We start from the raw sequence: 26,032 nt of genomic DNA on the forward strand, positions 1-26,032 counted from the left end.
AACGTCATCGTCCCCACTTACTCAAGCAAATGAATAGAATATGAATGTTGAAATCATCATTGGTTCAAACAAGCCCTGTTTTAATGAACCCATCAAAACAAACCGATGAGGATGTAACATGAAAAAGAATACAATTATCGCAACAATCGCCGCCTTAGCTATTGCTCCTTCTATCGCGTTCGCGAAAGATAACGCTCAAAACCAATCAAACTTGCAGTTTAACGGTCCTGTCACTGTGGAAAAATTGGATGCCTTGCTAAACGACTCCAATATGTTTACTGAAAAAGAAGTGGTCGTTGAAGGTAACTTATTGCGTCAAGTTCGCGCGGATAAGTTTGTCTTTAGCGATGGTTCCGGTGAAGTGATGGTCGAACTCGATGACGATATTCAGCTAAACACTCCGATTGATCACACGACTAAAGTCCGTCTGTTTGGCGAATTTGAAGGCGGGAACAAACCAGAGATTGAAGTCGAACAACTCGTGGTCATGTAAAACAAACCCCGATTGCTGTGCATATCAACATGATGTAGTGACGATTACAGCTAAATAGTGACGGCAAGCACTTAAAATGATAGCTTTATCAATCTTGGTCTGCTTTTTGCAGACCATTTTTTTGTTCATTTTATTCATCTTGCCCGGAGACACCATGCTAGGTAAAGCTCTAAAGGTTGCAGCCTTTGGTTTGTGTGCTATTTTGCCACTTTCCGCACATGCAAATAATTTCAACTACAACACGATGGAATTTCGCATGGGCACTAGCCCTGGTACATTTGGTGGCGAGTTCAATACCTACTTTACAGAGAATACCCATTTCATTGCTCGCGCAGACAGTGAATTCAGCGGAGACTGGGACATTGCTGGTGGTATAGGCTTTAATGGGCCAGCAGGCCAATTTGCAGATATTTATGGCCAAATGTTGGTACACAACATTAAAGAGAACCGCAGTGATAAAGTGGGCGACGAGTGGCGCACGGAAGTGAATATTGGCACTCGTATTTGGTTTATGCAAAATGTTGAGCTACATGGCCGTATCGGCCAAATCATAGATAATGACGATTCGAATACCATTTACAATCTAGGCGCACGATTCCACTCAACTCAGCAACTATCGCTTGGTGCAGATTTTAAAAATAATGGTGTCTATGGCCAGCAAATTGTAATGTCTGCTCGTTTTGCATTTTAGTGGATATGACTACTAGGCATCACAAGCAAGCATATGATTCAATAAAAATAGCCTCCGATTTTGGAGGCCATTTTTTGCTAATCAAGAATTATTAGCTTATAGCAGAAACTAGCTTTAATACATCAGTTTTTAGCGGTTTTTTTAGGTTTATCTTGCACATATTTTTTCGATACATCTACAACGGCGATATCTCTAAAAAAGCTTCGACCAAGCAAAATTGGAAACGTCATATGTCCGCGATCCGCTAACGTAAACTCTGTCTTTTCTTTGTGATCCCCAACGGTAATGTAGGCTTTTACCACCGCTCGTTTATCCACCTCTTCTGACGAAGACTGCTTAACTTTAGCCCAGCGCTCAACGGGTACTTTAAATTCTTTGGTGTCTTTGTCACCTAAATCTATCTTAAATTTAACCCAGTCTTTACCATCACGCTCAAACGGAACAATGTCAGTCGCACTAATTGATGATGTTGTCGCACCTGTATCGACTCTAGCCTTGAAAGTCTGGTCAATTTCAGGAACATAAACCCATTCTTCAGAACCAAGAATTAACATGCCATCGGGTGTTTTTGTGACCTTGACTGGCTTCTTAGGCTTTGGTTCCGGCTTTTTCTCAGGTTTCGCTTCTGGTTTGGGCTCCACCTCTGGCTTTGGATCTACATCAGGTTTCACTTCTGGCTCTACTTTAACGGGCTCTTCGACCTTTGGCGACTCTGGCTCAACAGGTTCCTGCGTCGTTTGAGTTGACGTACAAGCAATTAAACTGCCGCTCATCATAAGCGGCAGAATCAGTTTCCAGTTTTTCATCCACACTCCAATTAAGCTTGAGATACTTTCTTAATTGCGTCCGCTACGTATGGAATATGAGTTTCGGTAAGTCCGGCAATGTTAATTCGACCATCGCCAACACCATAAATGCCATAATCTTCACGCAGTTGCGCCATTTGGTTTCCACTAAAGCCTAGCACAGTAAACATGCCTTTGTGACCCTCAATGAAATCAAATTGATCTGTATAATGGTTGTTTCTCAACTCGTTACACAAACTTTGACGAAGGCTAACCAAACGATGTTGCATTTCACTCAATTCTTGCTTCCAAACGGAAGTAAGATTGTCATCTTGCAGAATGGTCTTAACTAAAGCTGCACCATGGTCGGGTGGCATCGTGTAAGTCGAGCGAGCTAGAGTGAGGAGTTTACCTTTTGCATTGGTTACATCATGCATGTTCTTACCAACCACAATCGCTGCACCAGTTCGTTCACGGTACAGACCAAAGTTCTTCGAACATGAAGTAGTAATCAACATCTCTTCAACGTTATCTGCCATAAAACGAAGACCTTTTGCGTCTTCTTCTAGGCCATCACCGAAGCCTTGGTAAGCAATGTCCACAAATGGGATGAAACCGTTCTTCTGCGACAATTCTGTAATGGCTTGCCAAGCAGAGAAGTCAATATCCGCACCAGTTGGATTGTGGCAACAACCATGAAGAAGTACCACATCTGAAGGCCCAGCTTTCGCAAGATCATCCATCATTTTTGCGGTGTCTACTTGTTTCGTTTCCGAAGAGAAATAGTGGTAGAACTTAACTTTAAGGCCTGCTGCTTCCATTACTGGCTTGTGGTTTACGTAGCTTGGGTTGGAAATCCAAACCGTCGTATCTGGCTGTGCGATCTTCATCAGATCACCGAGCATACGCAGCGCACCACTTGCACCTGGCGTTTGAATTGCTGCAACACGATCCATTGCAGACGTTCCCGTCAGTAGCAAATCGATCATGCTTTTATTAAATTCTTCGCAACCTGCAAGACCAACATAAGACTTGGTTTTTTGAGTTTCAACAACGACATCCTGCGCCATTTGAATGGCTTTCATAATCGGCGTTTCGCCTGCGCTGTTTTTGTATACGCCAATGCCAAGGTCAACCTTGTTTGGACGTTCATCGTTACGGTATGCAACGGATAGAGATAAAATAGGATCTAATACGGGAGTTGGGAGATTAGAAAACATGAAAGTCATAACCCTTTGAAATTCAAGTACCGAACCTCACGTTAACACCATCGCAAAAAATGACGAAATGATTTTTCACTTATTTCATCAATTAGAGAACAAAATTCTGGATTGCGGTGAGTTTTGTGCGCTCTATCGTTCAGAAAAAGAACGATTCACTCCTCGTTGTACCAATCCACTCTACCGTTTTTTCTAAACTCTCTTGGTGTCATGGTCGACCACGCTTTAAAACGTGTACTAAAGTTAGCGCTGGTCGGATATCCGACTATTTCTCCAATATGCTGAATTGGCCATTCTGTTGAACGAAGTAACCTAGCAGCATATTCCATGCGCATACGCGTTAAATGTGCCATTGGGCTTCGACCAAACTGCTTTTGAGTCAGTCGATGCAAATGAGGCTCCGAACATGGATATAGAGCCGCTACCTGCTCAACGCTCCAATCCTTATGGAGCTGACGTTGGACAAGGTCAAATACACGCCGAAGCCTCAATTGGCTGCGTGATATCGACTCTGAGGGCGGCATGTTTAACATCAGCTCTAACTGAGCCACACTATGCTCACCTACCGCACCACCATAATCGATTGGAAGGTGAATGCTGCGTAGTAGTGTTTGGATACATGCATACATCACTTCAGGTGTAGATGAAAGCTGATAGCGAACATCACATTCTAATATCGGCCACTCTCTATCAGGAGCAAGAAAAAGCCACGCGATCTGCCAAGGTTCTTCTTCTATACCAAAACCGTTTTCAACACCTGCCGGTACTGTAATCAACGAGCCCGGTTCCAAATCGTATCGATAAGTCCCACTCTCTAGCCACCCTTTACCACGCACCGTATAGAGCAGCATGTGTTTCTTTTGGTTTTTACGATAAACAGAGAAGAAGTCACGACAAGTGGCAATGCCGCACTGCACAATGCCTCTCTCCTCAAGTGCTAATACTCGACTGTGATCAATAAACTCTTGATAAGTTTTTTCTGAAATCGCGTAGCGTTCTTGTTTATCTTCCATGATTTATTGGCTCACATGTGCGTTAGTAGAGAGTTTTACAAAGGTTTTGGATTCCTTTGAAAAATACACCGCCAAATCATGAGGATAAACTACTCGCATTAATCTTTAAGGAGAAATGCGATGCTCTTAACACGCGAATACATCGATAAAGCATTTTGGCAAAAGCTGATTACGATTGGCCTACCTGTTTCACTTCAGTCCATGCTTTTTGCTTTGCTCGGCGTCGTGGATATTTTCATGGTAAGCCTACTCGGAGAATCTGCAACGGCAGCAGTTGGAGTTGGAAATCGTATCTTTTTCTTCAACCTAGCGGTTGTCTTTGGCCTGTGCGGTGCAGTTACCGTACTTGCTTCTCAATACTACGGCTCAGGAAACCTAGCCGGAATTCGCAGAACGTTGGCGCAATCTTGGTTTATTTCCATTTTGGTGACGCTGCCGTTTATCGTTCTTTATGCGATTTTTGATGAAGAGATCGTCTCTTTTATGTCAGACGATCCTGAATACGTCACTTATGCACGTGATTATCTTGTGGTTACGGGCTTTAGCCTCATTGCTACGGCGATAGTAGTACCGATTGAAGCGGTATTGCGCTCCGTGGGCCAAACCAAACTGGCAACCAACGTTAGTATCTCCGCCATTGTCGTTAACGTCGCGCTTAATTATGTTTTGATTTTTGGTTTATTTGGTTTACCTCAATGGGGCGTATTTGGTGCAGCCGTAGGTAGTTTTGTTTCTCGATTTTTCCAAACCGCCGTCTTGATTTATTTTTTCTACAAACGATATGCTTACCTAATTCCGACTAAGTTCGATTGGGTACAAGGCCGCTTAAAACAGTATCGAAAAAAGTACTTTAAGGTTTCTTTACCCATGTTGGTCCACGATGCGCTTTGGACTGGTGGATTGATCGTTTACAGCATCATCTATGGTCAATTGGGCGTTTCAGAACTGGCGATCATCTCATTCTTATCACCGATTGAAGGGGTACTGATTTCAACCTTTATGGGATTTGCGGTCGCTGCATCCGTTCTTCTTGGGAATGATATTGGTGCAAAACATTATGACCGAGTCGAGAAAACGGCGTGGTGGTATGTGTTAACCAGCGCAATCTTAGCCACCTTGCTGTTTTTCCTAGTGTGGTTGAGCTCGCCCATGATTCATCACCTATTGGTACTGAGCCCGTTAACCGATGCAGACATGGCACTTAACGTATGTTTAGTCATGGCGCTAGGTATGATTTTGAGGGTGTTTAACATGGTTGGGATTGGCGGCGTACTAAAGAGTGGCGCTGATATTCGCTATAGCATTTTCATCGACACGTTCGGTCAGTGGGCTATTGGCATCCCCCTTACTTATTACACAGGCATGGTGTTAGGGCTGCCTTTGCATTTTGTCTTGATGTCTCTGCTCGCGGAAGAGTTAGTGAAAGGCGTACTGACGACTTACCGTATTCAATCTAAACGTTGGATAAATAATATGGTTGAAGATGACCAATCGGTGACAGCGTAACCAAAAAGACATTAACGAACTCACACCAAAAGGGCTCACCCGTTCTGCACGCGTGAGCTCTTTTTATGTGCGGAGAATGCTTGATTAGATGTCCGTAAATCGATGAATGATTTGGTTTGAACTGCCACGCCATTCGAGATTGAGGTCTTTCTTGTCTTGTTCAAACTTACCATCAATCAAAACATCGATGTATTGCACCACTTCCCTTTGCGCGTCATTCAGTTCCGTCAGCGTGTAGCCAGTCCAAACCCAAATGTCTTTACCTGGGCACTCCTCTCTCACCCTTTTCACTATCTTCAAAATATGAGGCACATTAGCAGGGTGAAGCGGATCTCCACCCGACAACGACAAGCCACGGCGTTTGATACGCGTGTCGTTTAAGTCAGCGATGATTTTGTCTTCCGCTTCTTGCGTGAAAAGTACACCAGAATCCAAACGTTGCGTCGACTGGTTATAACAGCCACGGCACTGATGCACACAACCCGACACAAACAGCGTACAGCGCGTACCCGGTCCGTTAACAACGTCAATTGGATAGTATTGGTGGTAATTCATAATGCGTCTCTATGTTATCGCGAAAGAGAAAATCAACCTGTTTAAAGTTGATTTTCAAAGTGTAAAACGAGTGGTAGTTAACCTTACAGGTGTTTAACTCGGCGCTTCACTTCTTCTTGCTTACCGAAGTTAAACGGGCGTGCATCTGGGCTGCCTAGGTAGCCACAAACACGACGTGTCACTGACACTTTGGTTGAATCATGGTTGCCACAGCTTGGGCAAGTGAAGCCTTTACTTGTACAGTCAAACTCACCGTTGTAACCACACTCGTAACACTCATCAATTGGCGTGTTAGTTCCGTAGTAAGGCACTCGGGTGTAACTGTAGTCCCATACGTTTTCTAGTGCTTCAACGTTACGTTGCATGTTCGGGAACTCGCCGTAACAGATAAAGCCGCCGCTTGAGATTTCTGGGTAAGGCATCTCAAAGTCGATCTTGTCGTATGGGTTCACCTTCTTCTCAACATCTAGGTGGAAGCTGTTGGTGTAGTAACCTTTGTCTGTTACGCCTTCAATTACGCCGAACTCTTTCGCATCGATGCGGCAGAAACGGCTACATAGGTTTTCACTTGGCGTTGCATATAAGCTGAAACCATAACCTGTTTCGTCAGCCCATTGATTCACAGCATCTTTTAGATGCTTGATGATCGCGACCGCTTTTTCACGCAAAACAGCGTCATCATAAACGTGCGCTTCTGTACCGAATAGCGCGTTAATTGTCTCGTGTACACCGATGTAACCAAGAGAAATAGACGCACGACCGTTCTTGAAGATATCTGCGATTGAGTCGTCTGCTTTCAAGCGAACACCACATGCGCCTTCCATGTATAGGATTGGGGCCACACGTGCTTTCACGTTTTCAAGGCGAGAGATACGTGTCTCTAGTGCTTTACGAGCAAGACGTAGGCGGTCATTTAGAAGCTCGTAGAATTTCTCTTCGCTTCCGTTTGCACGGATAGCGATACGAGGAAGGTTCAAGCTCACGACGCCAAGGTTGTTACGACCTTCGTGAATCAGCTCACCGTTTTCTTCGTAAGTACCAAGGAAGCTACGGCAACCCATTGGGGTTTTGAATGAACCCGTTACTTCCACTACTTTGTCGTAGTTAAGAATGTCTGGGTACATACGCTTAGACGCACACTCAAGCGCAAGTTGCTTGATGTCGTAGTTTGGATCTTCTGATTTGTGGTTCAAGCCATCTTTGATGCCGAATACCAGTTTAGGGAATACCGCTGTTTTACGGTTCTTACCTAGACCTGCAATTCGGTTCTTCAGAATCGATTTCTGGATAAGGCGTGATGCCCAGCTAGTACCAAGACCAAAACCAAACGTAACGAATGGTGTTTGACCGTTCGCCGTGTGTAGCGTGTTTACTTCGTATTCTAGAGATTGGAACGCGTCGTAACACTCTTTCTCTGTGCGTGCTTTTGCGAACTCTTCTGGCTCAGCAATGTTCCACTCTTTTGCGATCTCTAGGTGTTTCTCGTAGCTTGTGATTACGTACGGCTCTAGAACTTCATCAATACGGTTGATGGTTGTACCGCCGTAAATGTGGCTCGCGACTTGAGCAATGATTTGTGCTGTTACCGCTGTTGCAGTCGAAATTGATTTTGGCGTATCAATCTCAGCGTTACCCATTTTAAAACCATGCGTCAGCATGCCTTTAAGATCGATAAGCATACAGTTAAACATTGGGAAGAACGGTGCGTAGTCTAAATCGTGGTAGTGAATGTCACCCACTTCGTGCGCTTGAACCACATCGCGAGGAAGAATGTGCGTCTTCGCGTAGTGTTTCGCTACGATACCAGCCAACAAGTCACGTTGAGTCGGAATTACTTTGCCGTCTTTGTTCGCGTTCTCGTTGATTAGATCCAGATTACTTTCTTCAATCAAACCTTCGATTTCGCGAGTTAGTGCACTTTGCTTCTCACGAGCGATGTCGCGATCGTGGCGATATTCAATGTAAGAACGCGCTAGGGCTTTGTAAGGACCTTGCATGAGTTCATTTTCGACTAAGTCTTGAATCTCATGGATGTGAACTTCATCGTGTTCTCTTAACTGTAACTCGACAGCAAGAGCCACATTAAGAGCATAAATAGCGACATCTTTATCTTTGTTTTCCGCTGCTGCTTCAACTGCTGCTTGGATACGATCCCTGTTGAACGGAGCTCTTGATCCGTCGCGTTTGATTACGATTGGTTTCACCTTGTTCTCCTTACCCGAGCATACTCACAGAGTTATCCACAAACACACTATATGGGGTTATTTTTTATTCTAGCAACACAATATATTGTGGCGTATTTAACGAGAAGCACCAATTGAAAACATTGATTTTGATCAATAAAAAATGGGTAGCGAACAAGAAGAAATCGATCTTATTGGCGTTGATCTCAGTTGCGAAGAAAACCATGAAAATTGCAAAATTGGTACTAAATCTACTTGCTATTTTTGGAGGTCTTGTAGGATAAAGGATGGAAAGGAATACGCTAAAAGATAGGAGTGCAACAGGCCAAAATGCGATCACTTTTTGTTACGTTAATATTACTTTTTAGTTCTCTTTCATTTGCTCAAAACTCCATCAACTTAACCAGTTGGAACATAGAATGGTTATCTATAGATGGTGGAAAAGTGTCGAGAACACCACAAGATTTTGAAAAACTGACCCACTATGTGGATAAAACACAAGCCGACATTTTTGCTTTTCAAGAAGTCGAAAGTGCTGCTGCCATCCAAAAAGCTGTTGGCAATGACTTCACTATTTATCTTTCCGATCGTTCAAACGCCTCCAACCAACACCTTCAGTTTAACGACACCAACCAATACACAGGCTTTGCCGTGCGCAATGGCGTAAGCGTATTAGACAAGCCAGACTTCTCTATCACACGAGGCAACAGCAAGCTGCGCTTCGCGAGCTACCTTGTTTTAAATCCAAACCAAGAAAACGAGACTCACCTACTCTCTGTACATCTGAAAGCGGGTTGCAGTGGCGCGTATCGTAATAACCGTGATTGTAAGATAGTGAAACAACAAGGACAGGCACTAGCTAAGTGGATAAAGGCGCGCGAGGACAACAAACAACATTATGTCGTGCTTGGCGACTTTAACCACAACTTGGGTTATCAAGGAGATTGGTTATGGGACGTGATATCGGACAATACTAGTGCAAAGCTAGTGACTAAAGACACTAAAGCGGAATGTAAAGTGCGCTCTAATCGTAATCCGAATAAAACCCACCAATTCCGCTCGGTGATAGACCACATCATTGCGAGTGGTGATTTAAAGGCGTCGTCTGGTGTTCAAACCGTTTTCAAAACACAAGATGTACTCGACTATAAACTGAGTGACCATTGCCCGGTTTCTACGACACTCACTTTTTAGCGTTTAAGTACTCTTTTTAACGTTGAAGTACTTTCTTTATTGACGAACCACTCTTTTAGCGGTGAATGACCCAACCAACATTGCCGCTATAAAGAGCAGAACTTGTGTGTTGCCAGTAAAAAGGCTGGCAACCGCAGGACCAGGACACACACCCAGTAAGCCCCAACCAATACCAAACAGTGCTGCACCACCGACTAACTTTTTGTCTATCGTTTTAGAAGTCGGACAGACAACCTCATCACCAAACACAGATTCGCTTCTTGGCTTTATTAATAAAAGATAAGCAGGAACGAACACAACAAGTGCTCCGCCCATTACAAAGGCTAAGCTTGGATCCCATGCTCCAGTAATATCGAGAAAGCCAATCACTTTTGCCGGTTCAGCCATACCAGAGACCACCATACCAATACCAAAGAGCACACCAGAAAATGCAACAACGGACATTTGCTTAATACTTTTCATTACATGAGTTTTCATAACGGCACTATTCCTCACGATACTAGCAAGACGGTTAACATGGCTGTGGCCATAAAAGTACACGTCGCGACCACAGAACGGATTGAGAAACGCCCTATCCCACAAATACCATGGCCACTAGTACAACCATTGCCGATACGCGTACCAACACCGACTAACAAGCCAGCAACGATAACTAAAATAAGAGAACCGCTGTACTGATCTGGTACATGCCCGCCAAGAACATAAACAGCAAACAAGCCACCTAATACCATCGCAATTAAAAAAACAATTCGCCAAACGCGGTCTGCGCTCTCAACGGCACCGTTTAAGATCCCACTGATCCCAGCAGTCTTGCCAGTAAATAGCATCAGTGTTATCGCTGATACGCCAACTATTATGCCGCCCAAAAGCGACATCCAAGGAACTTCAAACATAGCATCCGCCAAACTAATTACTTACAGAAAACTTGCTTAAACGCTTCAACCAGCGGACCAACTCTTTCATCAGAAATTGAATAAAATACCTGCTGAGAAACCTTCCTAGCTTTAATGATGTCGTGCTTTCTCAATACGGTGAGATGTTGTGAAAAAGCAGATTGGCTTAATGATGAACCTTCAAACAGTTCACCGACCCCTTTCTCGCCTTCAATCAGCTTACACATCACGATTAGGCGCTCTGGATGAGCCATAATTTTAAGCAGCTCACTCGCTTCGGTCGCACTTTGTAGCATACTGTCGCCCATTCTTATGCCTCTTCATTACTACATTACATTTTATTAGATATTACTAATTAATATTATTAAGTCAATGCTAATGTAGATTAAATAACATTAGACTTAGCTAATTTATTTAAGTAAGGTGTAGGCGTTTTCGATCATTCAGCAGGAGAAATCCATGAGCAAAATCGTGATTATTGGTGGGGTTGCTGGCGGTGCATCTGCAGCAGCTCGCGCTCGTCGTCTTAGTGAAGACGCAGAAATCATTATGTTTGAACGCGGTCCATTTGTGTCATTTGCAAACTGTGGCTTACCCTATCACATTGGTGGCGATATCCAAGAGCGCAGCAAACTGCTTCTTCAAACGCCTGAGAGCTTTCTAGCGCGTTTCAATGTTGATGTCCGTGTGATGAACGAAGTGGTTTCTATTAACCGTCAAGACAAAACGGTTACGGTTAAGAATTTGCTTGATGGCTCGGAATACCAAGAGAGCTACGACTTTCTTCTACTCAGCCCTGGCGCAGGTCCAGTTGTGCCGCCTATTCCGGGTATTGATAACCCGTTAACACACTCGCTGCGCAATATTCCAGATATGGATCGCATCATTAAAACGATCGAAACCAACAAAGTTGAACACGCTACGGTCGTTGGTGGTGGTTTTATCGGTTTGGAAATGATGGAAGCCTTCCACCAGCTAGGCATAAAAACCACATTAGTTGAAATGGCGGATCAAGTGATGACGCCCGTTGACCGTGAAATGGCTGGCTTCGCACATGCTGAAATTCGTGAGAAAGGCATCGACCTTAAACTTGGCGTCGCACTTGAGTCGGTGAAATTCGTACCTAACGAGCACGTGGCAAGTTTCGACTCTGGTGAGAGCGAAAAACACCAACATCTAGAAGGTGAATTGGAATTAACACTAAACAACGGTGAAAGACTCACCACCGATATTTTGATTATGGCAATTGGTGTTCGCCCCGAGACCAAATTAGCAAAAGAAGCTGGCTTAGAAATCGGCGCTCTTGGTGGTATTTATATCAATGAATACATGCAAACCAGCGATCCTTCGATCTACGCTGTCGGCGACGCGGTAGAAGAGAAAGACTTTGTGACTGGCGAGCAAACTCTAGTGCCACTTGCGGGCCCGGCAAACCGTCAAGGCCGAATGGCAGCAGACAACATGCTTGGCCGCCAAGAAACTTACCAAGGTACGCAAGGCACGGCGATCTGTAAGATTTTTGATTTAGCCGTCGCTTCTACTGGTAAAAACGAGAAACAGCTGAAACGTGAAAACATCGCTTATGAAAAAGTGTATGTGCATACAGCAAGTCACGCGAGTTACTACCCAGGTGCAGAAACCGTGTCATTCAAAATGCTGTTTGATCCAGTAACAGGTAAAATATTAGGTGCGCAAGCAGTAGGTAAAGACGGTGTTGATAAACGTATCGACGTAATGGCAGTTGCTCAGCGTGCTGGTATGACGGTAGAGCAACTGCAACACCTCGAGCTCACTTACGCGCCACCTTATGGCTCTGCTAAAGATGTAATTAACCAAGCGGCGTTTGTGGCAAATAACATCATCAAAGGCGATGCGACCGCGATTCATTATGATGAAATGGATTCACTGACAGAAGACCAACTGTTACTTGATGTTCGTAATCCTGGTGAATTGGAGTCCGTTGGTTATCTTGAAGGTGCAATTAATATTCCTGTCGATCAACTACGTCGTCGCATGCACGAACTTCCTAAAGACAAAGAGATCGTGATTTACTGTCAAGTTGGATTACGCGGTAACGTAGCATACCGTCAGCTGGTCAACAATGGTTACAAAGCCCGCAACTTGATTGGTGGATACAGAACTCTCAAATTTGCTCGCTTATAACTTGATAATAAAAAAGAGAAAACCACGTGCTTGGTTTTCTCTTTTTTTGCAGGAAAGAAAGCGTAGATCATTCACCTTCAATTGCCAAACGGACTGCTGCTTGAGCATGGATAGAAGTGGTATCAAGTAGTGTAACCTCGGTGTGACTTTGGTTTACAAGTAAGGCAATTTCAGTACACCCGAGAATCACAGCTTCAGCTCCGTGCTCTTTTAGTTTTTCAATAATTTGCAAGTATATCGTCCTTGACTCCTCTTTGATTTCACCTTGGCATAACTCTTTATAAATAATGTTATGTACTTTAGAGCGGTCGTCTTGATCGGGAATGACGACATCAAGCCCATAGAGGTCGGAAAGCCTTCCTTTATAAAAGTCTTGCTCCATTGTGAATTGAGTACCAAGGAGTCCGACCTTTTGAACCCCTTTCTCACGAAGTAACTCAGCAGTCGCGTCTGCGATATGTAGTATAGGGATATTAGTACTGGCTTCAATTTGAGGCGCAACTTTGTGCATTGTGTTAGTACAAATAAGAATGAAGTCAGCGCCCCCTTTTTCTATTGAAGATGCAGCATCAGATAGAATGCTTGCCGTTTCTTCCCATTTACCTTGATGTTGAAGCTTCTCTATCTCTGAAAAATTCACGCTATACATACAAATTTTTGCAGAATTTAGGCCGCCTAACGCCTCTTTGACTCCTTCGTTGATCAATTTGTAATAACTAAGCGTCGACTCCCAGCTCATACCACCTAGAAGACCGATAGTTTTCATATAACTCTCCAATCGTTATACACCACCGTGCCAGGGGGTGTTTTTTCAGAAACAAAATCAGCCACTTAAATAAGCAGCATTCAAGCGTCTTCACTATTGAGCATTGGGTAACACGAAAATAAAATCATTCCCACAAGGACCGCTACGCGATTCTCATATATCCTCGCAATATCGTTACTGCATTTCCAGAAAGCTTAACGTGCTCAGTGCTTAACAACTCTGTATGGACGACCCCACTTCTCTTGGAGGCTTGGAAGCCTTTCAGTTGCTTTTTGTTGAGCTTTTTAGCCCAGTAAACACATAAAGCGCAATGTGCAGAGCCTGTAACTGGGTCCTCGTTAACACCCACCCAAGGCGCTAAGTATCGAGAGACAAAATCGGCGTCAGTGCTTGATTGAGCAGTGATGACGACACCACGACCTTTTTGTTTAAGCAGCACACCAAAATCAGGGTCGAGCTGTTCAAGCACAAATTCATCATTAATGACGATCAACTGCTTATTATCAAACTGACCGTAGGCGACTACATTGGCGGCATCTAGCCCCAAACCATGAAGTAAGTCTTTGTTAATACTCGCTCGCATATCTAAAGTTGGAGCAGGAAACACCAAATGAATTTCTTCATGATCGAGTTGTGCGGTTAAAACCCCAGATAGCGTAACGAACTCAATCGTATCTCCAGTATTATATAACCCCTGCTCTTTCAGAACGTGCGCCGTTGCAAGTGTGCCGTGTCCACACAAAGCAACTTCCGTCCTCGGTGTAAACCAACGAAGTTGCATTGTACTGAGTGACAGAAATGCAGTTTCAGATAACGACATCTCGGCCGCGATGGCCAACATCGTTTCCTCATCAAGGCTTGACTCTGTGATACAAACACCCGCGGGATTACCTTTGAAAACCTCTGATGTAAACGAGTCAACCTGAAAAATTTTAACTTCCACGAAATATCCTTAAGTTCTATCAAACACGTAATTCTGTATCACGTGATTTTTAATATCTGTTGTTTGAGCGAAAAAACCTATGAAATTTTCTACCAACCTTATAGGTCTTGTTGGAAGCGCTAACAAACAGGAGAATGTAGTTAATTATGCAAAACGTAAAAAGCCATCATCAATGTGACTCAATTGGATATCTTATCGGAGTTTTCGGCGTTTCTTTAGTTCTAATATGGATTGGTATTTATAAATTCACACCTACAGAGGCCAAGCTTATACAACCGCTCGTTGAAAATCATTTTCTGATGAGTTGGTTGTATGATGTGATGTCAGTTCAAGCCGTATCAAACATCATTGGCGCAACAGAAATCATTGTCGCTATTGGATTAATCGTTGGCCTTAAAAACACACGAGTCGCTTATTTTTCTGGCATAGCCGCCGCAATTATTTTTCTTGCGACACTCAGCTTTCTAATTACGACACCGAATACATGGAAAGTGTCTGATGGGGTTTTGGTGACAAACTTCTTTTTAGTAAAAGATATTCTATTTTTAGCCATTGCGATTAGCGTCATCGAACGAAACAAGCCAAACAGAGAATAACTCTAAATAGTTCGAAATCTTGTTTTTCCAGAACGTAGCCTGAAAGGTGCAAACGACTTACAAGTCGAATGGTTCTGTCAATAACTCTAAACAAAGACTCTTAAATTTAGAATGTTTAAGAGTCTTTGCCTTCTAATGATGCGAAACAACATCCTAGCGTAAAGTGAAAAGAAAAGCCTTTTACTCCACTACTGAGGTTTATTGATACTTTGCCGAAGTAATGAACTCACCAAATGTCTCGCACCATACAACAACCGTATTGTATTCAGAAATTGAAGTGCTTTGAGGAACCTCAACAACGAAGTTATCGAACGTTTTGACATCACCAATTAAGCTCATTTCAGATTTAAGGTCATTAAACTCTTGTTCCGTTTCGACAAACTTAGGAGATAGATAGAGTTTATAGTCTGGTCCGGGAGCGAGTTTTCCTACCAACGTAATGACTTCAGAACTCAAATGAATCTCTCCCTCTCCCCAATGAAAAGCATCGCTACCTTTGAGTTCCCTCTTAAACACTGCGCTGTATTCTGCACCTTGCTTGCTCTTAGCAACTTGTTCATCGGTCGGCGCAGGTGGTGCAATAAGGATCGGTAAAGTATAGATACCTATCGCAATGCCAATAGAAACTGCCACTAAGTGACTGATTGTTAATTTAATTATATTTTTCAAGGTCATAAGCATCTTCTTATTAGTTTTACTACTTGAAATTAGATTCAAATCGGCCTTATCTGTCTATCATCGAGCAGCATAATGTCATTAACATTATACACAAGCTATGCGCACTAAATGCAGACTGAGCGCAATTAAAAACGGCTGATAATTAATATCAGCCGTTTGCTTATCGGAAATGTCGTTGTGCCGGTTTGGTCACTATTCCGCTTCCACCAAAGCGATCTTATCGGATGTCGATTTTTCCAATTTGATCGCAATAAACTTAGAGGTTGGCGTAAACGTTCTATCCCCATAACTGTCCAAAGGAACTAATGGGTTTGTTTCTGGATAGTAAGCCGCCGCCTGACCTGCTGGTACATCATAGGCAACAAGCGTAAATCCGCTCACACGGCGCTCAACGCCATCTTCCCACAATGACACCATGTCCACTTTGTCGCCCGGTTCAAAACCGAGTTTACGAATATCCGCTTCATTGATAAACAGCACTTCGCGCATACCAAATACTCCACGATAACGGTCATTCAAGCCGTAAAGTGTCGTATTGTATTGGTCGTGTGAGCGCATGGTTTGCAAGATCAAATCTGGCTTTTGGCCTTTTTCGAGTATCGCTTCGCTGATCAACTGCTTCGGCAACTCGCTAGAGCTGAACTGTGCTTTGCCGCTCGGTGTATTCCATCGACGCTCGGCAGCTGGGTTTACCAAGTGGAATCCACCCGGGTGTTTAAGCTTATGGTTAAAGTCGGTAAAGCCCGGAATCGTGTCGGCAATCAAATCGCGAATACGGTCGTAATCTTCAATCGCCCACAACCAATCAATTGGTTTTGCCCCGAGTGTAGCATTGGCAATACCGGCAATAATCGCTGGTTCTGAACGCAAATGCTCCGAACGCGGTTTTAGCTGACCAAATGAGATATGTACCATGCTGAAGGTATCTTCAACCGTCACGCCTTGTGGGCCAGTCGCTTGCTGATCAATCTCGGTACGGCCTAAGCATGGAAGAATAAGCGCATCTTTACCTGTGACAAGGTGAGAACGATTTAACTTCGTCGAAATGTGTACGGTTAAATTACAGTTTCGCATCGCGTTGTGCGTACGTTCTGTGTCTGGCGTTGCTTGTGCAAAGTTACCGCCCAAACCGATAAATACTTTCGCTTGCCCTTCTTCCATCGCTTTAATGGCTTGCACAGTGTTGTGGCCTTCACCACGCGGGACGGCAAAGTTAAATCGACTTTCAATGCGATCCAACAACAGATCTGAAGGTTTTTCATCAATGCCCATCGTACGGTCGCCCTGAACGTTACTGTGACCTCGCACAGGTGAAAGACCCGCGCCCGGCTTACCAACGTTACCTCGTAACATTTGCACGTTTGCGACTTCTTTAATGGTTGGCACAGAGTGACGATGCTGAGTCAACCCCATCGCCCAACACATGATCACACGTTCTGCACGTCGATACATGCTCGCCACCATCTCGATTTCACTTAAATCAAGACCCGATTGTTCCGCGATGTGTTCCCAAGACGTTGCATCCACTTCAGCCAAATACTTATCAATACCTATCGTGTGTTGTTTGATGAATTCGCGGTCAAATACCGCTTTGCCACCGTTTTGCAATGCCTCGCGCTCCCATTGCAACAAGAATTTCGCGATGCCACGAAACACTGCCATGTCTCCACCTAAAGCAGGACGCAGGTACGCCGTGTTTGTAGGCTCTGAGCCGTTACTCAACATCTCAATCGGCATTTGTGGGTTTTGGAAACGCTCTAATCCGCGCTCTTTGAGCGGGTTTAGACAGATAACCTGTGCACCACGTTTTACCGCTTCGCGCAGAGGTTCAAGCATTCGTGGGTGGTTCGTGCCCGGGTTTTGACCAATCACGAAAATCGCATCAGCTTCTTCAAAATCATCAAAGATCACTGTGCCTTTACCAACGCCAATGGTGTCTTTCATCCCTATTGCACTGGCTTCGTGACACATGTTGGAACAATCTGGAAAGTTATTGGTACCGAATGCGCGCACAAATAGCTGATACAAAAACGCCGCTTCGTTGCTTGCACGACCAGAGGTATAAAACTCAGCTTGGTGTGGTGAATCCAATTGATTGAGATGTTTCGCGACAAGTGCAAAAGCCTCATCCCAAGAGACTGGCACATAGTGATCGGACTCAGCATCGTATCGCATTGGGTGCGTGATACGGCCTTGGTATTCCAACCAGTAATCGGTTTGCGTTGAGAGAGAAGAAACGCTGTGATTGGCAAAAAACTCAGGATCAACCAGACGATTGGTCGCCTCCCAGTTTACCGCTTTCGCGCCATTCTCACAGAAATTGACTTTACCGCTATCTGGCGACTCACCCCATGCACATCCCGGGCAGTCGAAACCGCCATTTTGGTTGGTTTTGAGCATAGTGCGAATGTTTTTAACTGCATTTTCACTGCCCCACCAACTTCTGGTTACGGCTTTCAGTGCACCCCAACCACCAGCTGGACCTTTGTATGTTTTTATTTGTTCTTTTTGGCTCACGACTTTACTCCTCGCAGATATACCAGCAAGCAGGGTGCCCGTGAAAACAAGCGCGTTATTTATTGAGATAATGCGGAAGTATTGAAGGGCTTAGTTTCTAATCCATGTATTTTTTAATCCAAATAAGTAACCACTCAACATGCTCTCGCTTGTCCGAGCGTTTACTTATCTAGATTCTTGATATCGGATACCCGCCTACTGTTTCTAAGACTGGTAGATTCAATTCGCATTGTTGCGTCTTGATCTAAATCAAAGATTAAGTCGTTATTCAATATGCGTCCAATTGATAATCCTGACCGAGTGATAAACAAAATCTATGACGAATTTTTCCACTGACGGTCATAACATTTTTAATCAATACAATTTATGAGGTTAATCGTTTTCCCATCCGATTCCACCTAGTTCGCTTAACGAGCTCAATAAAATCGGCACTCTTGATAATAGATAATATCTATCACACTATAGATACTTTAAATTTGACCCTAATTAATATCAGGAATAGCCTTGATTCAGATCAATTTTGAGTGTGGTTTTATTCTTGACTTGGTTTTGGTTTTTCATTCCCCAGTTAAAACGCTCCAGCGCTTAAAAAGTACGGTAGTGCTGTGCCCTTTTTAGGGAGTTCCCCCGTACATGTGACTCACAACGCAAGGTTAACAAGCCATTATGGATATCAAACAACTTAAATATCTCATCGCACTTGAACAGACCAAACACTTTGGTCAAGCCGCCGCATTGTGCCACATTACGCAGCCTACTTTGTCCATGAGAATCCGAAGCTTAGAGGAAGAGCTCGATCTCGAATTAATCCAAAGAAGTCAAAGATTTGAAGGATTTACTGAAGCCGGAGAACGCATTTTAGCTTGGGCAAAAACCGTCTTAGCAGCTCATGATGGATTGCAAGCCGAAGCCGCCAACTGCCGTGGTCAGTTGGTAGGCTCTCTTCGGCTTGGAATGGTGCCACTCGCCAGCCAAAACCCTATGCAATTGCTTAAACCATTAGCTCAACAGTTCCCTGAGTTACGCTTTCAAATACTCTCCATGACGACCGAACAGATCATAGACCAACTCAATCGCAATCAACTTGATTTGGGGATGTGTTATGTCGATCAAGTCAACACCGCTTACTTCGATGTTATCAAACTAGATTCAACCAAACTTGGCGTTTTATTCGATGAGCGTCATTTTGATTTTGCCGAATCTGAAGTGTTGTGGGAGTCACTCAATAACATTCCGCTAGGGCTGCTTTCGAAGGGCATGCACTATCGCCACTCCATTGATCTTAGCTTTGTGAGTAAAGGGCTGGTTCCGCAAACCGTCATTGAAAGTAACTCCACCTTTCACTTGATCCAAGCAGTAGCCAGTGGCCTTTGTTGCGCCATTATGCCGCTGAACTGTGGATTGGAAGAGTTGAACGATACGCTTCGCATTATCCCTATCGAAGAAGCCGCCGTTCACGCCCCGCTAGGTTTGTTAAAGCGAAAACAAGAACCCTTCTCCGCGCTAACCGATCAGTGCTTCGCAGAAGCAAAAAACATTTTTAATCTATAACAAGAATCCACACGTCAATTTTTGGCATACATAACGGCTTATGAGGTGATTTCATGAGATGTACTACTCAATCTTATTTTGAACTGTCCGATTTCAATCAAGCACCACCTCAACCAAGTGCGTTCAATTACCGAGAATTGATTGATGGCCGCCCAGTGCAACAAATGTCGCTGGCGAGTGAATCCGCCTTAGCTATCAGCTACAACGGCATTAGCCAAGCGGTCATGATGGTGACGCCAGGCCATCTGGAAGACTTCGTGAAAGGATTTAGCCTAAGCACAGGCATCGTCCACGACTTCAAAGAGATCAAAGACATTGAAATTGGTGGCGATCACGAATCTCACTATGCGGAAGTGGAAATCAGCAACCGCGCTTTCTGGGCGTTAAAAACACAGCGCCGAAATCTTGCCGGCACAACCGGATGCGGCATTTGTGGTGTCGAGGCTCTGGAACAAGCTTTGCCTGATTTGGCGCCGCTGACACCGTCTCTTCCTCCGCGCTCCGATGTATTTGAAGGGCTGCGAGACAAAGTCGCACTGCATCAAGAAGCCGCACGTGAATCTGGCGCGTTACACGCCGCCTTATTTGCAGATTTACAAGGCAACATCAAGTTGTGCCGAGAGGATATCGGCCGCCACAACGCGCTAGATAAGTTGATTGGCGCATTAGCCAACAATCACATCGAGCCTCAAAGTGGCTTCGCTATCATGACAAGCCGTTGCAGCTTGGAGTTGATCCACAAAGCCGTTCGCGCGCGTATCCCCACTCTGGTTTGCTTATCTGCACCTACAGCGTTAACCGTCGAATGGGCAAGAAGAAACCATTTGAACCTAATTCACTTACCAAAACACGGCTCGCCGCGTCTATACAGCCCTGCGCCTTAACACGTCAACCTAGCCGAATTCCTAATATTTCTAACAGAGACCTCCGGGTTTCTGTTGTTTGCTTCTCATTCCCAATTGATACTTAGCGACAAGCCACTATTCTCTCCAACCAAACGTGCTCACCCCTTGTCTGCACTAAGCTTACGCATATTAACCCGCTTGCATTTGAACGCTTTCCAATCCGATAAGAACCCAGTCAAAAACCCATAGATTAGTAAGGATTTTGTGTGACTCTTTTCACGCTTTTCCGCCTTCCTAGGCATTTCTAGGAATTTTTCCTAGCCGATCTAGGCAACCATCTCATGTGCCTCACAAAACCACTCTCTAGAATTCCGCTCAGTCAAAGGTAACAAGAGCGCATAACGGTCTCCGTTGTGTTTCTAAAACAATTACAAGAGAGTTCATCATGTTAAAATTCCTCGAACAGGTGCGGAAGCCGACCCTCGATCTTCCTGTCGAAGTTAGAAGAAAGATGTGGTTTAAACCGTTCATCCAATCTTACTTGGTCGTATTTATCGGCTACCTAACCATGTACTTGATTCGTAAGAACTTCAATGTCGCGCAAAACGACATGATCTCAACTTACGGTTTGAGCATGACAGACCTAGGTCTTATTGGCCTTGGCTTCTCCATCACATACGGCATCGGTAAAACCGTTGTGTCTTACTACGCTGACGGTAAGAACACCAAGCAATTCCTCCCTTTTATGCTGATCCTTTCTGGTCTTGCCATGCTTGGTTTCAGCTTCAGCATGGGCGGCGGTAGTGCAAGCCTGTTCTTGATGGTGGCTTTCTACGCTCTAAGTGGTTTCTTCCAAAGTACTGGTGGCCCTTCTAGTTACTCAACCATTACAAAATGGACACCTCGTAACAAACGCGGTTCTTACCTAGGCTTGTGGAACATGTCGCACAACGTTGGTGGTGCGGGCGCAGCGGGTGTTGCTCTTTTCGGTGCCAACTACCTATTCGACGGCCACGTAATCGGCATGTTCGTGTTCCCTTCTATCATCGCGATCATCGTTGGCTTTATCGGTATGCGCTTTGGTAGCGACTCACCAGAAGCTTACGGTCTAGGTAAAGTAGAAGAACTTTTCGATGAAGCAGTGAGTGAAGAAGACACCGCCGCTGAAGAAAACCAGATGACCAAAAAAGAAATCTTTGTTGAATACGTTCTTAAAAACAAAGTTATCTGGCTACTTTGCTTTGCCAACATCTTCCTTTACATCGTGCGTATTGGTATCGACCAATGGTCAACGGTATACGCGTACCAAGAGCTTGGTCTGTCAAAAGAAACGGCAATCTCTGGCTTTACTCTGTTCGAAGTCGGTGCGCTTGTCGGTACTTTGATGTGGGGTTACTTATCTGACTTAGCAAACGGTCGCCGCGCATTGGTTGCTTGTGTGTCTCTTGGTTTGATCATCGTATCGCTTGAGTTCTACCAACACGCCACTAGCGAGTTCATGTACTTAGCCTCTCTATTTGTATTGGGCTTCTTGGTGTTTGGTCCGCAACTTCTTATCGGTGTTGCCGCGGTTGGTTTTGTCCCTAAAAAAGCAATCAGTGTAGCTGACGGAGTAAAAGGTACATTCGCTTACCTAATCGGTGACAGCTTCGCGAAACTTGGTCTCGGTATGATTGCCGACGGTACACCTATCTTCGGCTTAACAGGTTGGAAAGGTACCTTCGCAGCCCTAGATACCTCCGCCATGATTTGTATTGTTTTGCTTGCTTTCGTCGCTATCGCGGAAGAGAAGAAGATTCGACACGCGAAGAAGCTTCAATTTGCACAAAACCAAGCCTAGCTTCTCTGCGCGCTTTACTTCGGTAAAGCGCGCAAGATCATTAAAAAGCATGGCTCAATTCAGTATCATTAAAGATTTTTCTATTGGCTCCTGTTGGAGCTTATTGTTGTTAGTCGTCTGCTCTATTTGGTTGTAATAATGATTCATGTTGCTCTAGTTGATGATCACGTCATCGTGCGTTCAGGTTTCGCACAATTATTAAATTTAGAAAGTGATATTACCGTTGTTGGTGAATTCGGCTCTGTCGCCGAAGCGCGAAAAGGCTTGCCTGCGGTACACCCTCATGTCGTCATACTAGATATCTCCATGCCAGATGAAAGCGGCTTAAACTTTCTCAGCGAAATACCAACTGGCATTGCCTGCGTGATGCTTAGCGTGCATGACTCCCCTGCGATGGTGGAAAAATCACTAAAGCTAGGTGCAAAAGGCTATCTTAGTAAACGCTGTAGCCCAGACGAACTTATTCAAGCCGTGAGAACCAGTGCTTCTGGCGGCTGTTACCTCACATCAGATATTGCACTTAAACTTGCAACGCCTAGCGACAACACCACCTCTCTATGCCAACTGACAAAACGTGAAAACGAGGTATGTCAGCTACTTGCTAGTGGGTTAGATGTCAAGTCAGTCGCGGCAGAGCTTGGCTTGAGCCACAAGACCGTGCATGTGCATCGTGCGAATGCCATCGACAAACTCGGCGTGAAAAACAACGTTGAGCTCGCCAAACTATTTTCTCAAGAGTCCTTTTAATGCGAGCTTACGCTGTTACCACCATTTGCGGACTATTTGTTATGGCTTGCGCTTGGTTTTGCTTGTGGGTGATTGCCTATTACTTTGTCAATGATCCTGAGCTGGCGATCTTATTGTTTCCTTTCGCTTTACGATTAGGTGTCGCCCTTCACACTCGCACCGCTTATTGGCCGACGATTTACCTTTCGGAGTGGGGACTTTCCATCGCACTTGCGATGTTACTGGGTCAACCGCAGTGGCTTACCGTGCTGATTGCGAGCATTGCCAGTATCCCGGTCACACTGATTGCGAAAAAATACTACTACGGTGACCAAAACCGCCACTTAGCCGTCATGGGCATTGTGATCATCATTACCGCCTTCATCAACGTAATGGCGGTCGGATTTCACGTTCCTTCGGTTTACATGGTATGGCTGGCTAGCATTTCTGGAGGCTTGCTCGTGGTGCCTATGTGCTACCTGTTGTGGAGCTATTTGTTCCAAAGTCGTTGGTCTCCGCTTAGCTCTCTCCTACTTAGTAATGCCGTTGTATTTCAGGTACGTCATATCGTGCTTTATGCGCTGCTTTTGATCGGCAGTATTTTGGTGCAAACCAGCTTGCCTGAAGAGCTAAAACGATTTGCGCCATTTTGTATGGCGATTCCAATCATCGTGCTTGCTCTGCGTTACGGCTGGCAAGGTGCTCTGCTCGCCACCATGCTCAACAGCATTGCGCTGATTGCGGCTCGCAGCGGCGTATCAAATCTAGAAATCACCGATTTGTTATTATCTCTCTCGGCGCAAACCATCACCGGCATTATGCTCGGCTTAGGGGTTCAGAAACAAAAAGACCTCAATCACAAACTGCGCGGCGAACTTGCACGCAATCAGAATTTGTCTCGCCAGCTTATCAAAGCGGAAGAATCGGTAAGACGCGATATTGCGCGCGAGCTACATGACGAAATTGGACAGAACATCACGGCGATCCGCACACAAGCCAACATCATTAAGCGGGTAAATAACGCCGAAACAAGCGTGGGTTGCGCCGACATGATCGAAGGGCTTTCCCTCAACGTGTACGACACCACTAAGCGACTGTTAAGCAAGCTAAGACCAAAAATGCTGGATGATTTGGACTTAAAAGAATCCGTCGAGCAACTGACGCGAGAGATGGAATTCGCCAATCACGGAACAACTGTTCAACTGAACTGGCAAGGCGATTACACCAGCCTGAGTGACACACTCAAAGTAACCCTATTCCGTTTATGCCAAGAGTCATTAAATAACGCTGCCAAGTACGCAGAAGCGCAGTTGATCAATATTGAACTGACAATTGGAGAAGCTGCGGTGTCACTGATGATTCACGATGATGGTGTCGGCTTCAAAGTTCAGGACAGCATGAAAGGCATGGGCGTTCGCGGCATGCAAGAACGTGTGCACGCGTTAGGTGGAAAAATGGTTATCTACTCCACCAGCGATCAAGTGATCGGCACACAAATCAGCATTACTTTACCTAAGGTGTAACTCAAGATGTTTGGATTTTTACGTTCACCTAAATTTACTCAACCGAGCCTGAGCAACGAGCAAATCGACCAGCGTTACCACCATTGGCGTTTGCACATTATGTTGGGGATGTACATCGGCTACGCAGGTTTCTACTTTACCCGTAAGACCTTTAACTACGCCGCACCAGCGATGATTACCGATCTTGGCTTAGATAAAGGCGATTTGGGTCTTATCGGTACACTTTTCTACATTACTTACGGCTGTTCGAAGTTTATTTCTGGCACGATTTCGGATCGCTCTAACCCTCGTTATTTCATGGGATTAGGATTGATTGCGACAGGTCTGGTCAATATCGCGTTCGGTTTTTCTAGCTCACTCGCGGCTTTCATTACTCTGTGGATCTTAAACGCCTGGTTCCAAGGCTGGGGCTGGCCTTCATGCTCCAAGCTGTTAACCACTTGGTATTCACGCTCCGAGCGTGGCTTCTTATGGGCCATTTGGAACACCGCACACAACGTTGGTGGCGCGCTGATCCCTATTTTGGTGGGCTATTTAACGTTGCACTACAGCTGGCGTGAAGGCTTTATTCTACCCGGCATCATCGGCGTATTACTCGGTCTATTCGTTTGTTGGCGATTGCGCGACAAACCCACAACAATGGGTTTACCAAGTGTCGGCCAATGGCACAACGACGCACTAGAACTTGCGCAGGAAAATTACGGACGTGGCCTCACCTACCGAGAAATTCTGAAATCGTACGTATTTAACAACAAATACATCTGGCTGCTCGCGTTCAGTTATGTGTTGGTTTACATCGTCCGAACCGCAATCAATGACTGGGGAAACCTGTACTTGACCGAGCAGCATCACTATAGCCTGATTAATGCCAACGCTGCTCTGTCTATGTTTGAAATCGGCGGTTTTGTTGGTTCATTGGTTGCGGGCTGGGGCTCAGACAAACTCTTTGGCGGTAACCGTGGACCAATGAACTTGCTGTTCGCGATTGGGATTTTCTTATCTGTCTCTGCGCTTTGGCTAATGCCTCTGACCAACTTTGCATTCCAAGCAGCGGGATTGTTCTCCATCGGCTTCTTTGTCTTTGGACCACAAATGCTGATCGGTATGGCGGCGGCTGAGTGCTCTCACAAAGATTCTGCCGGCGCGGCAACAGGATTCGTGGGCTTGTTCGCCTACATGGGCGCAGCATTGTCTGGCTATCCACTGGCATTAATTCTTGAAGAATATCATTGGACAGGTTTCTTCATCACCATTTCAGTTTGTGCAGCCGTCATTGGCCTTTTGTTGCTGCCATTTTTGCAAGCGCAGCCATCACGAAAACCACTCGAACCAAAGCCTCGGTTGTAAATCG

General features: G+C 44.9%; 24 protein-coding genes. 12 read left to right on the top strand and 12 right to left on the bottom strand.

Annotated features, from left to right (window positions below; genetic code table 11):
- Positions 1–118 precede the first annotated feature (118 nt).
- Both R7O03_RS13005 and R7O03_RS13010 read left to right on the top strand, forming a co-directional pair.
- Positions 119–493, top strand: a complete 375-nt coding sequence (locus R7O03_RS13005; RefSeq protein ID WP_318131749.1) for a NirD/YgiW/YdeI family stress tolerance protein — start codon at positions 119–121, stop codon at positions 491–493.
- A gap of 154 nt (positions 494–647) precedes the next feature.
- Positions 648–1,184, top strand: coding sequence for a hypothetical protein (locus tag R7O03_RS13010; RefSeq protein ID WP_318131750.1), 537 nt, complete (start codon positions 648–650; stop codon positions 1,182–1,184).
- Positions 1,185–1,306: 122 nt separating this feature from the next.
- Here the strand turns inward: R7O03_RS13010 and R7O03_RS13015 are convergent, their stop codons facing one another.
- The 3 genes from R7O03_RS13015 to R7O03_RS13025 form a co-directional block, all read right to left on the bottom strand.
- Positions 1,307–1,990 (bottom strand): ATP-dependent zinc protease, encoded by a 684-nt coding sequence (locus R7O03_RS13015; protein ID WP_005388032.1) that lies wholly within the window; start codon positions 1,988–1,990, stop codon positions 1,307–1,309.
- Between the two features lie 11 nt (positions 1,991–2,001).
- Complete coding sequence (locus tag R7O03_RS13020; protein WP_318131751.1) at positions 2,002–3,189, bottom strand: amino acid aminotransferase; 1,188 nt, start codon at positions 3,187–3,189, stop codon at positions 2,002–2,004.
- Positions 3,190–3,344: 155 nt separating this feature from the next.
- On the bottom strand, positions 3,345–4,202 hold the full coding sequence (locus R7O03_RS13025; protein ID WP_258460742.1) for an AraC family transcriptional regulator: 858 nt from the start codon (positions 4,200–4,202) through the stop codon (positions 3,345–3,347).
- A 120-nt stretch (positions 4,203–4,322) separates the two neighbouring features.
- Here R7O03_RS13025 and R7O03_RS13030 point away from each other — a divergent pair, with 120 nt between their 5' ends.
- Entirely contained in the window at positions 4,323–5,708 is a 1,386-nt protein-coding gene (locus R7O03_RS13030; RefSeq protein WP_318131752.1) for an MATE family efflux transporter, read from the top strand.
- Positions 5,709–5,792: 84 nt separating this feature from the next.
- Here R7O03_RS13030 and nrdG read toward each other — a convergent pair whose 3' ends face one another.
- Together nrdG and nrdD are read right to left on the bottom strand one after the other, a co-directional pair.
- On the bottom strand, positions 5,793–6,263 hold the full coding sequence (gene nrdG / locus R7O03_RS13035) for an anaerobic ribonucleoside-triphosphate reductase-activating protein (protein ID WP_005376213.1): 471 nt from the start codon (positions 6,261–6,263) through the stop codon (positions 5,793–5,795).
- A gap of 83 nt (positions 6,264–6,346) precedes the next feature.
- Complete coding sequence (nrdD, locus tag R7O03_RS13040; RefSeq protein WP_005388026.1) at positions 6,347–8,467, bottom strand: anaerobic ribonucleoside-triphosphate reductase; 2,121 nt, start codon at positions 8,465–8,467, stop codon at positions 6,347–6,349.
- Between the two features lie 309 nt (positions 8,468–8,776).
- On the opposite strand from nrdD, the gene R7O03_RS13045 reads away from it, so the two are divergent.
- The gene (locus R7O03_RS13045) at positions 8,777–9,640 is read left to right on the top strand and encodes an endonuclease/exonuclease/phosphatase family protein (protein WP_318131753.1); all 864 of its coding nucleotides are present in this window, start codon (positions 8,777–8,779) and stop codon (positions 9,638–9,640) included.
- Positions 9,641–9,676: 36 nt separating this feature from the next.
- Here R7O03_RS13045 and R7O03_RS13050 read toward each other — a convergent pair whose 3' ends face one another.
- Genes R7O03_RS13050 through R7O03_RS13060 form a run of 3 tightly spaced genes read right to left on the bottom strand, consistent with a single transcriptional unit; the run spans position 9,677 to position 10,841 of the window.
- Positions 9,677–10,117, bottom strand: coding sequence for a YeeE/YedE family protein (locus tag R7O03_RS13050; protein WP_154204408.1), 441 nt, complete (start codon positions 10,115–10,117; stop codon positions 9,677–9,679).
- Between the two features lie 14 nt (positions 10,118–10,131).
- Positions 10,132–10,545 carry a YeeE/YedE family protein gene (locus R7O03_RS13055; protein WP_254901900.1) on the bottom strand — a complete coding sequence of 138 codons (414 nt, stop codon included), beginning with the start codon at positions 10,543–10,545 and terminating at the stop codon, positions 10,132–10,134.
- A 5-nt stretch (positions 10,546–10,550) separates the two neighbouring features.
- Positions 10,551–10,841, bottom strand: coding sequence for an ArsR/SmtB family transcription factor (locus R7O03_RS13060; RefSeq protein ID WP_005376206.1), 291 nt, complete (start codon positions 10,839–10,841; stop codon positions 10,551–10,553).
- Positions 10,842–10,992: 151 nt separating this feature from the next.
- Here R7O03_RS13060 and R7O03_RS13065 point away from each other — a divergent pair, with 151 nt between their 5' ends.
- A complete protein-coding gene (locus R7O03_RS13065; RefSeq protein WP_318131754.1) occupies positions 10,993–12,696 on the top strand; it encodes an FAD-dependent oxidoreductase in 1,704 nt (567 codons plus the stop codon).
- A gap of 67 nt (positions 12,697–12,763) precedes the next feature.
- On the opposite strand, the gene R7O03_RS13070 is transcribed toward R7O03_RS13065, so the two are convergent.
- A complete protein-coding gene (locus R7O03_RS13070; protein WP_318131755.1) occupies positions 12,764–13,462 on the bottom strand; it encodes an aspartate/glutamate racemase family protein in 699 nt (232 codons plus the stop codon).
- A 142-nt stretch (positions 13,463–13,604) separates the two neighbouring features.
- Positions 13,605–14,405: a PhzF family phenazine biosynthesis isomerase gene (locus R7O03_RS13075; RefSeq protein WP_318131756.1), complete on the bottom strand. Its 801-nt coding sequence runs from the start codon at positions 14,403–14,405 to the stop codon at positions 13,605–13,607.
- Between the two features lie 146 nt (positions 14,406–14,551).
- Here R7O03_RS13075 and R7O03_RS13080 point away from each other — a divergent pair, with 146 nt between their 5' ends.
- Positions 14,552–15,001, top strand: coding sequence for a YkgB family protein (locus R7O03_RS13080; protein ID WP_005376100.1), 450 nt, complete (start codon positions 14,552–14,554; stop codon positions 14,999–15,001).
- Positions 15,002–15,199: 198 nt separating this feature from the next.
- Here the strand turns inward: R7O03_RS13080 and R7O03_RS13085 are convergent, their stop codons facing one another.
- Together R7O03_RS13085 and R7O03_RS13090 are read right to left on the bottom strand one after the other, a co-directional pair.
- Positions 15,200–15,676 carry a DM13 domain-containing protein gene (locus tag R7O03_RS13085; RefSeq protein WP_005376099.1) on the bottom strand — a complete coding sequence of 159 codons (477 nt, stop codon included), beginning with the start codon at positions 15,674–15,676 and terminating at the stop codon, positions 15,200–15,202.
- Between the two features lie 195 nt (positions 15,677–15,871).
- Positions 15,872–18,196: an FdhF/YdeP family oxidoreductase gene (locus R7O03_RS13090; protein WP_182038295.1), complete on the bottom strand. Its 2,325-nt coding sequence runs from the start codon at positions 18,194–18,196 to the stop codon at positions 15,872–15,874.
- Positions 18,197–18,862: 666 nt separating this feature from the next.
- Here R7O03_RS13090 and R7O03_RS13095 point away from each other — a divergent pair.
- The 6 genes from R7O03_RS13095 (at position 18,863) to R7O03_RS13120 (ending at position 26,028) form a co-directional block, all read left to right on the top strand.
- On the top strand, positions 18,863–19,747 hold the full coding sequence (locus tag R7O03_RS13095; RefSeq protein ID WP_318131757.1) for a LysR family transcriptional regulator: 885 nt from the start codon (positions 18,863–18,865) through the stop codon (positions 19,745–19,747).
- Between the two features lie 53 nt (positions 19,748–19,800).
- Complete coding sequence (gene fdhD, locus R7O03_RS13100; protein ID WP_017447522.1) at positions 19,801–20,631, top strand: formate dehydrogenase accessory sulfurtransferase FdhD; 831 nt, start codon at positions 19,801–19,803, stop codon at positions 20,629–20,631.
- Between the two features lie 406 nt (positions 20,632–21,037).
- Positions 21,038–22,432, top strand: a complete 1,395-nt coding sequence (gene uhpT / locus R7O03_RS13105; RefSeq protein WP_213879600.1) for a hexose-6-phosphate:phosphate antiporter — start codon at positions 21,038–21,040, stop codon at positions 22,430–22,432.
- Positions 22,433–22,570: 138 nt separating this feature from the next.
- A complete protein-coding gene (gene uhpA / locus R7O03_RS13110; protein ID WP_213879597.1) occupies positions 22,571–23,179 on the top strand; it encodes a transcriptional regulator UhpA in 609 nt (202 codons plus the stop codon).
- A complete protein-coding gene (uhpB, locus tag R7O03_RS13115; RefSeq protein ID WP_318131758.1) occupies positions 23,179–24,681 on the top strand; it encodes a signal transduction histidine-protein kinase/phosphatase UhpB in 1,503 nt (500 codons plus the stop codon). Before uhpA ends, uhpB begins: the two co-directional genes overlap by 1 nt.
- 6 nt (positions 24,682–24,687) lie before the next feature.
- Positions 24,688–26,028: an MFS transporter gene (locus R7O03_RS13120; protein WP_318131759.1), complete on the top strand. Its 1,341-nt coding sequence runs from the start codon at positions 24,688–24,690 to the stop codon at positions 26,026–26,028.
- The last annotated feature ends 4 nt before the right edge of the window (positions 26,029–26,032 follow it).

The organism is Vibrio sp. Vb2960, assembly GCF_033337665.1.
In the GTDB taxonomy this organism is placed as follows: Bacteria; Pseudomonadota; Gammaproteobacteria; order Enterobacterales; family Vibrionaceae; genus Vibrio; species Vibrio alginolyticus.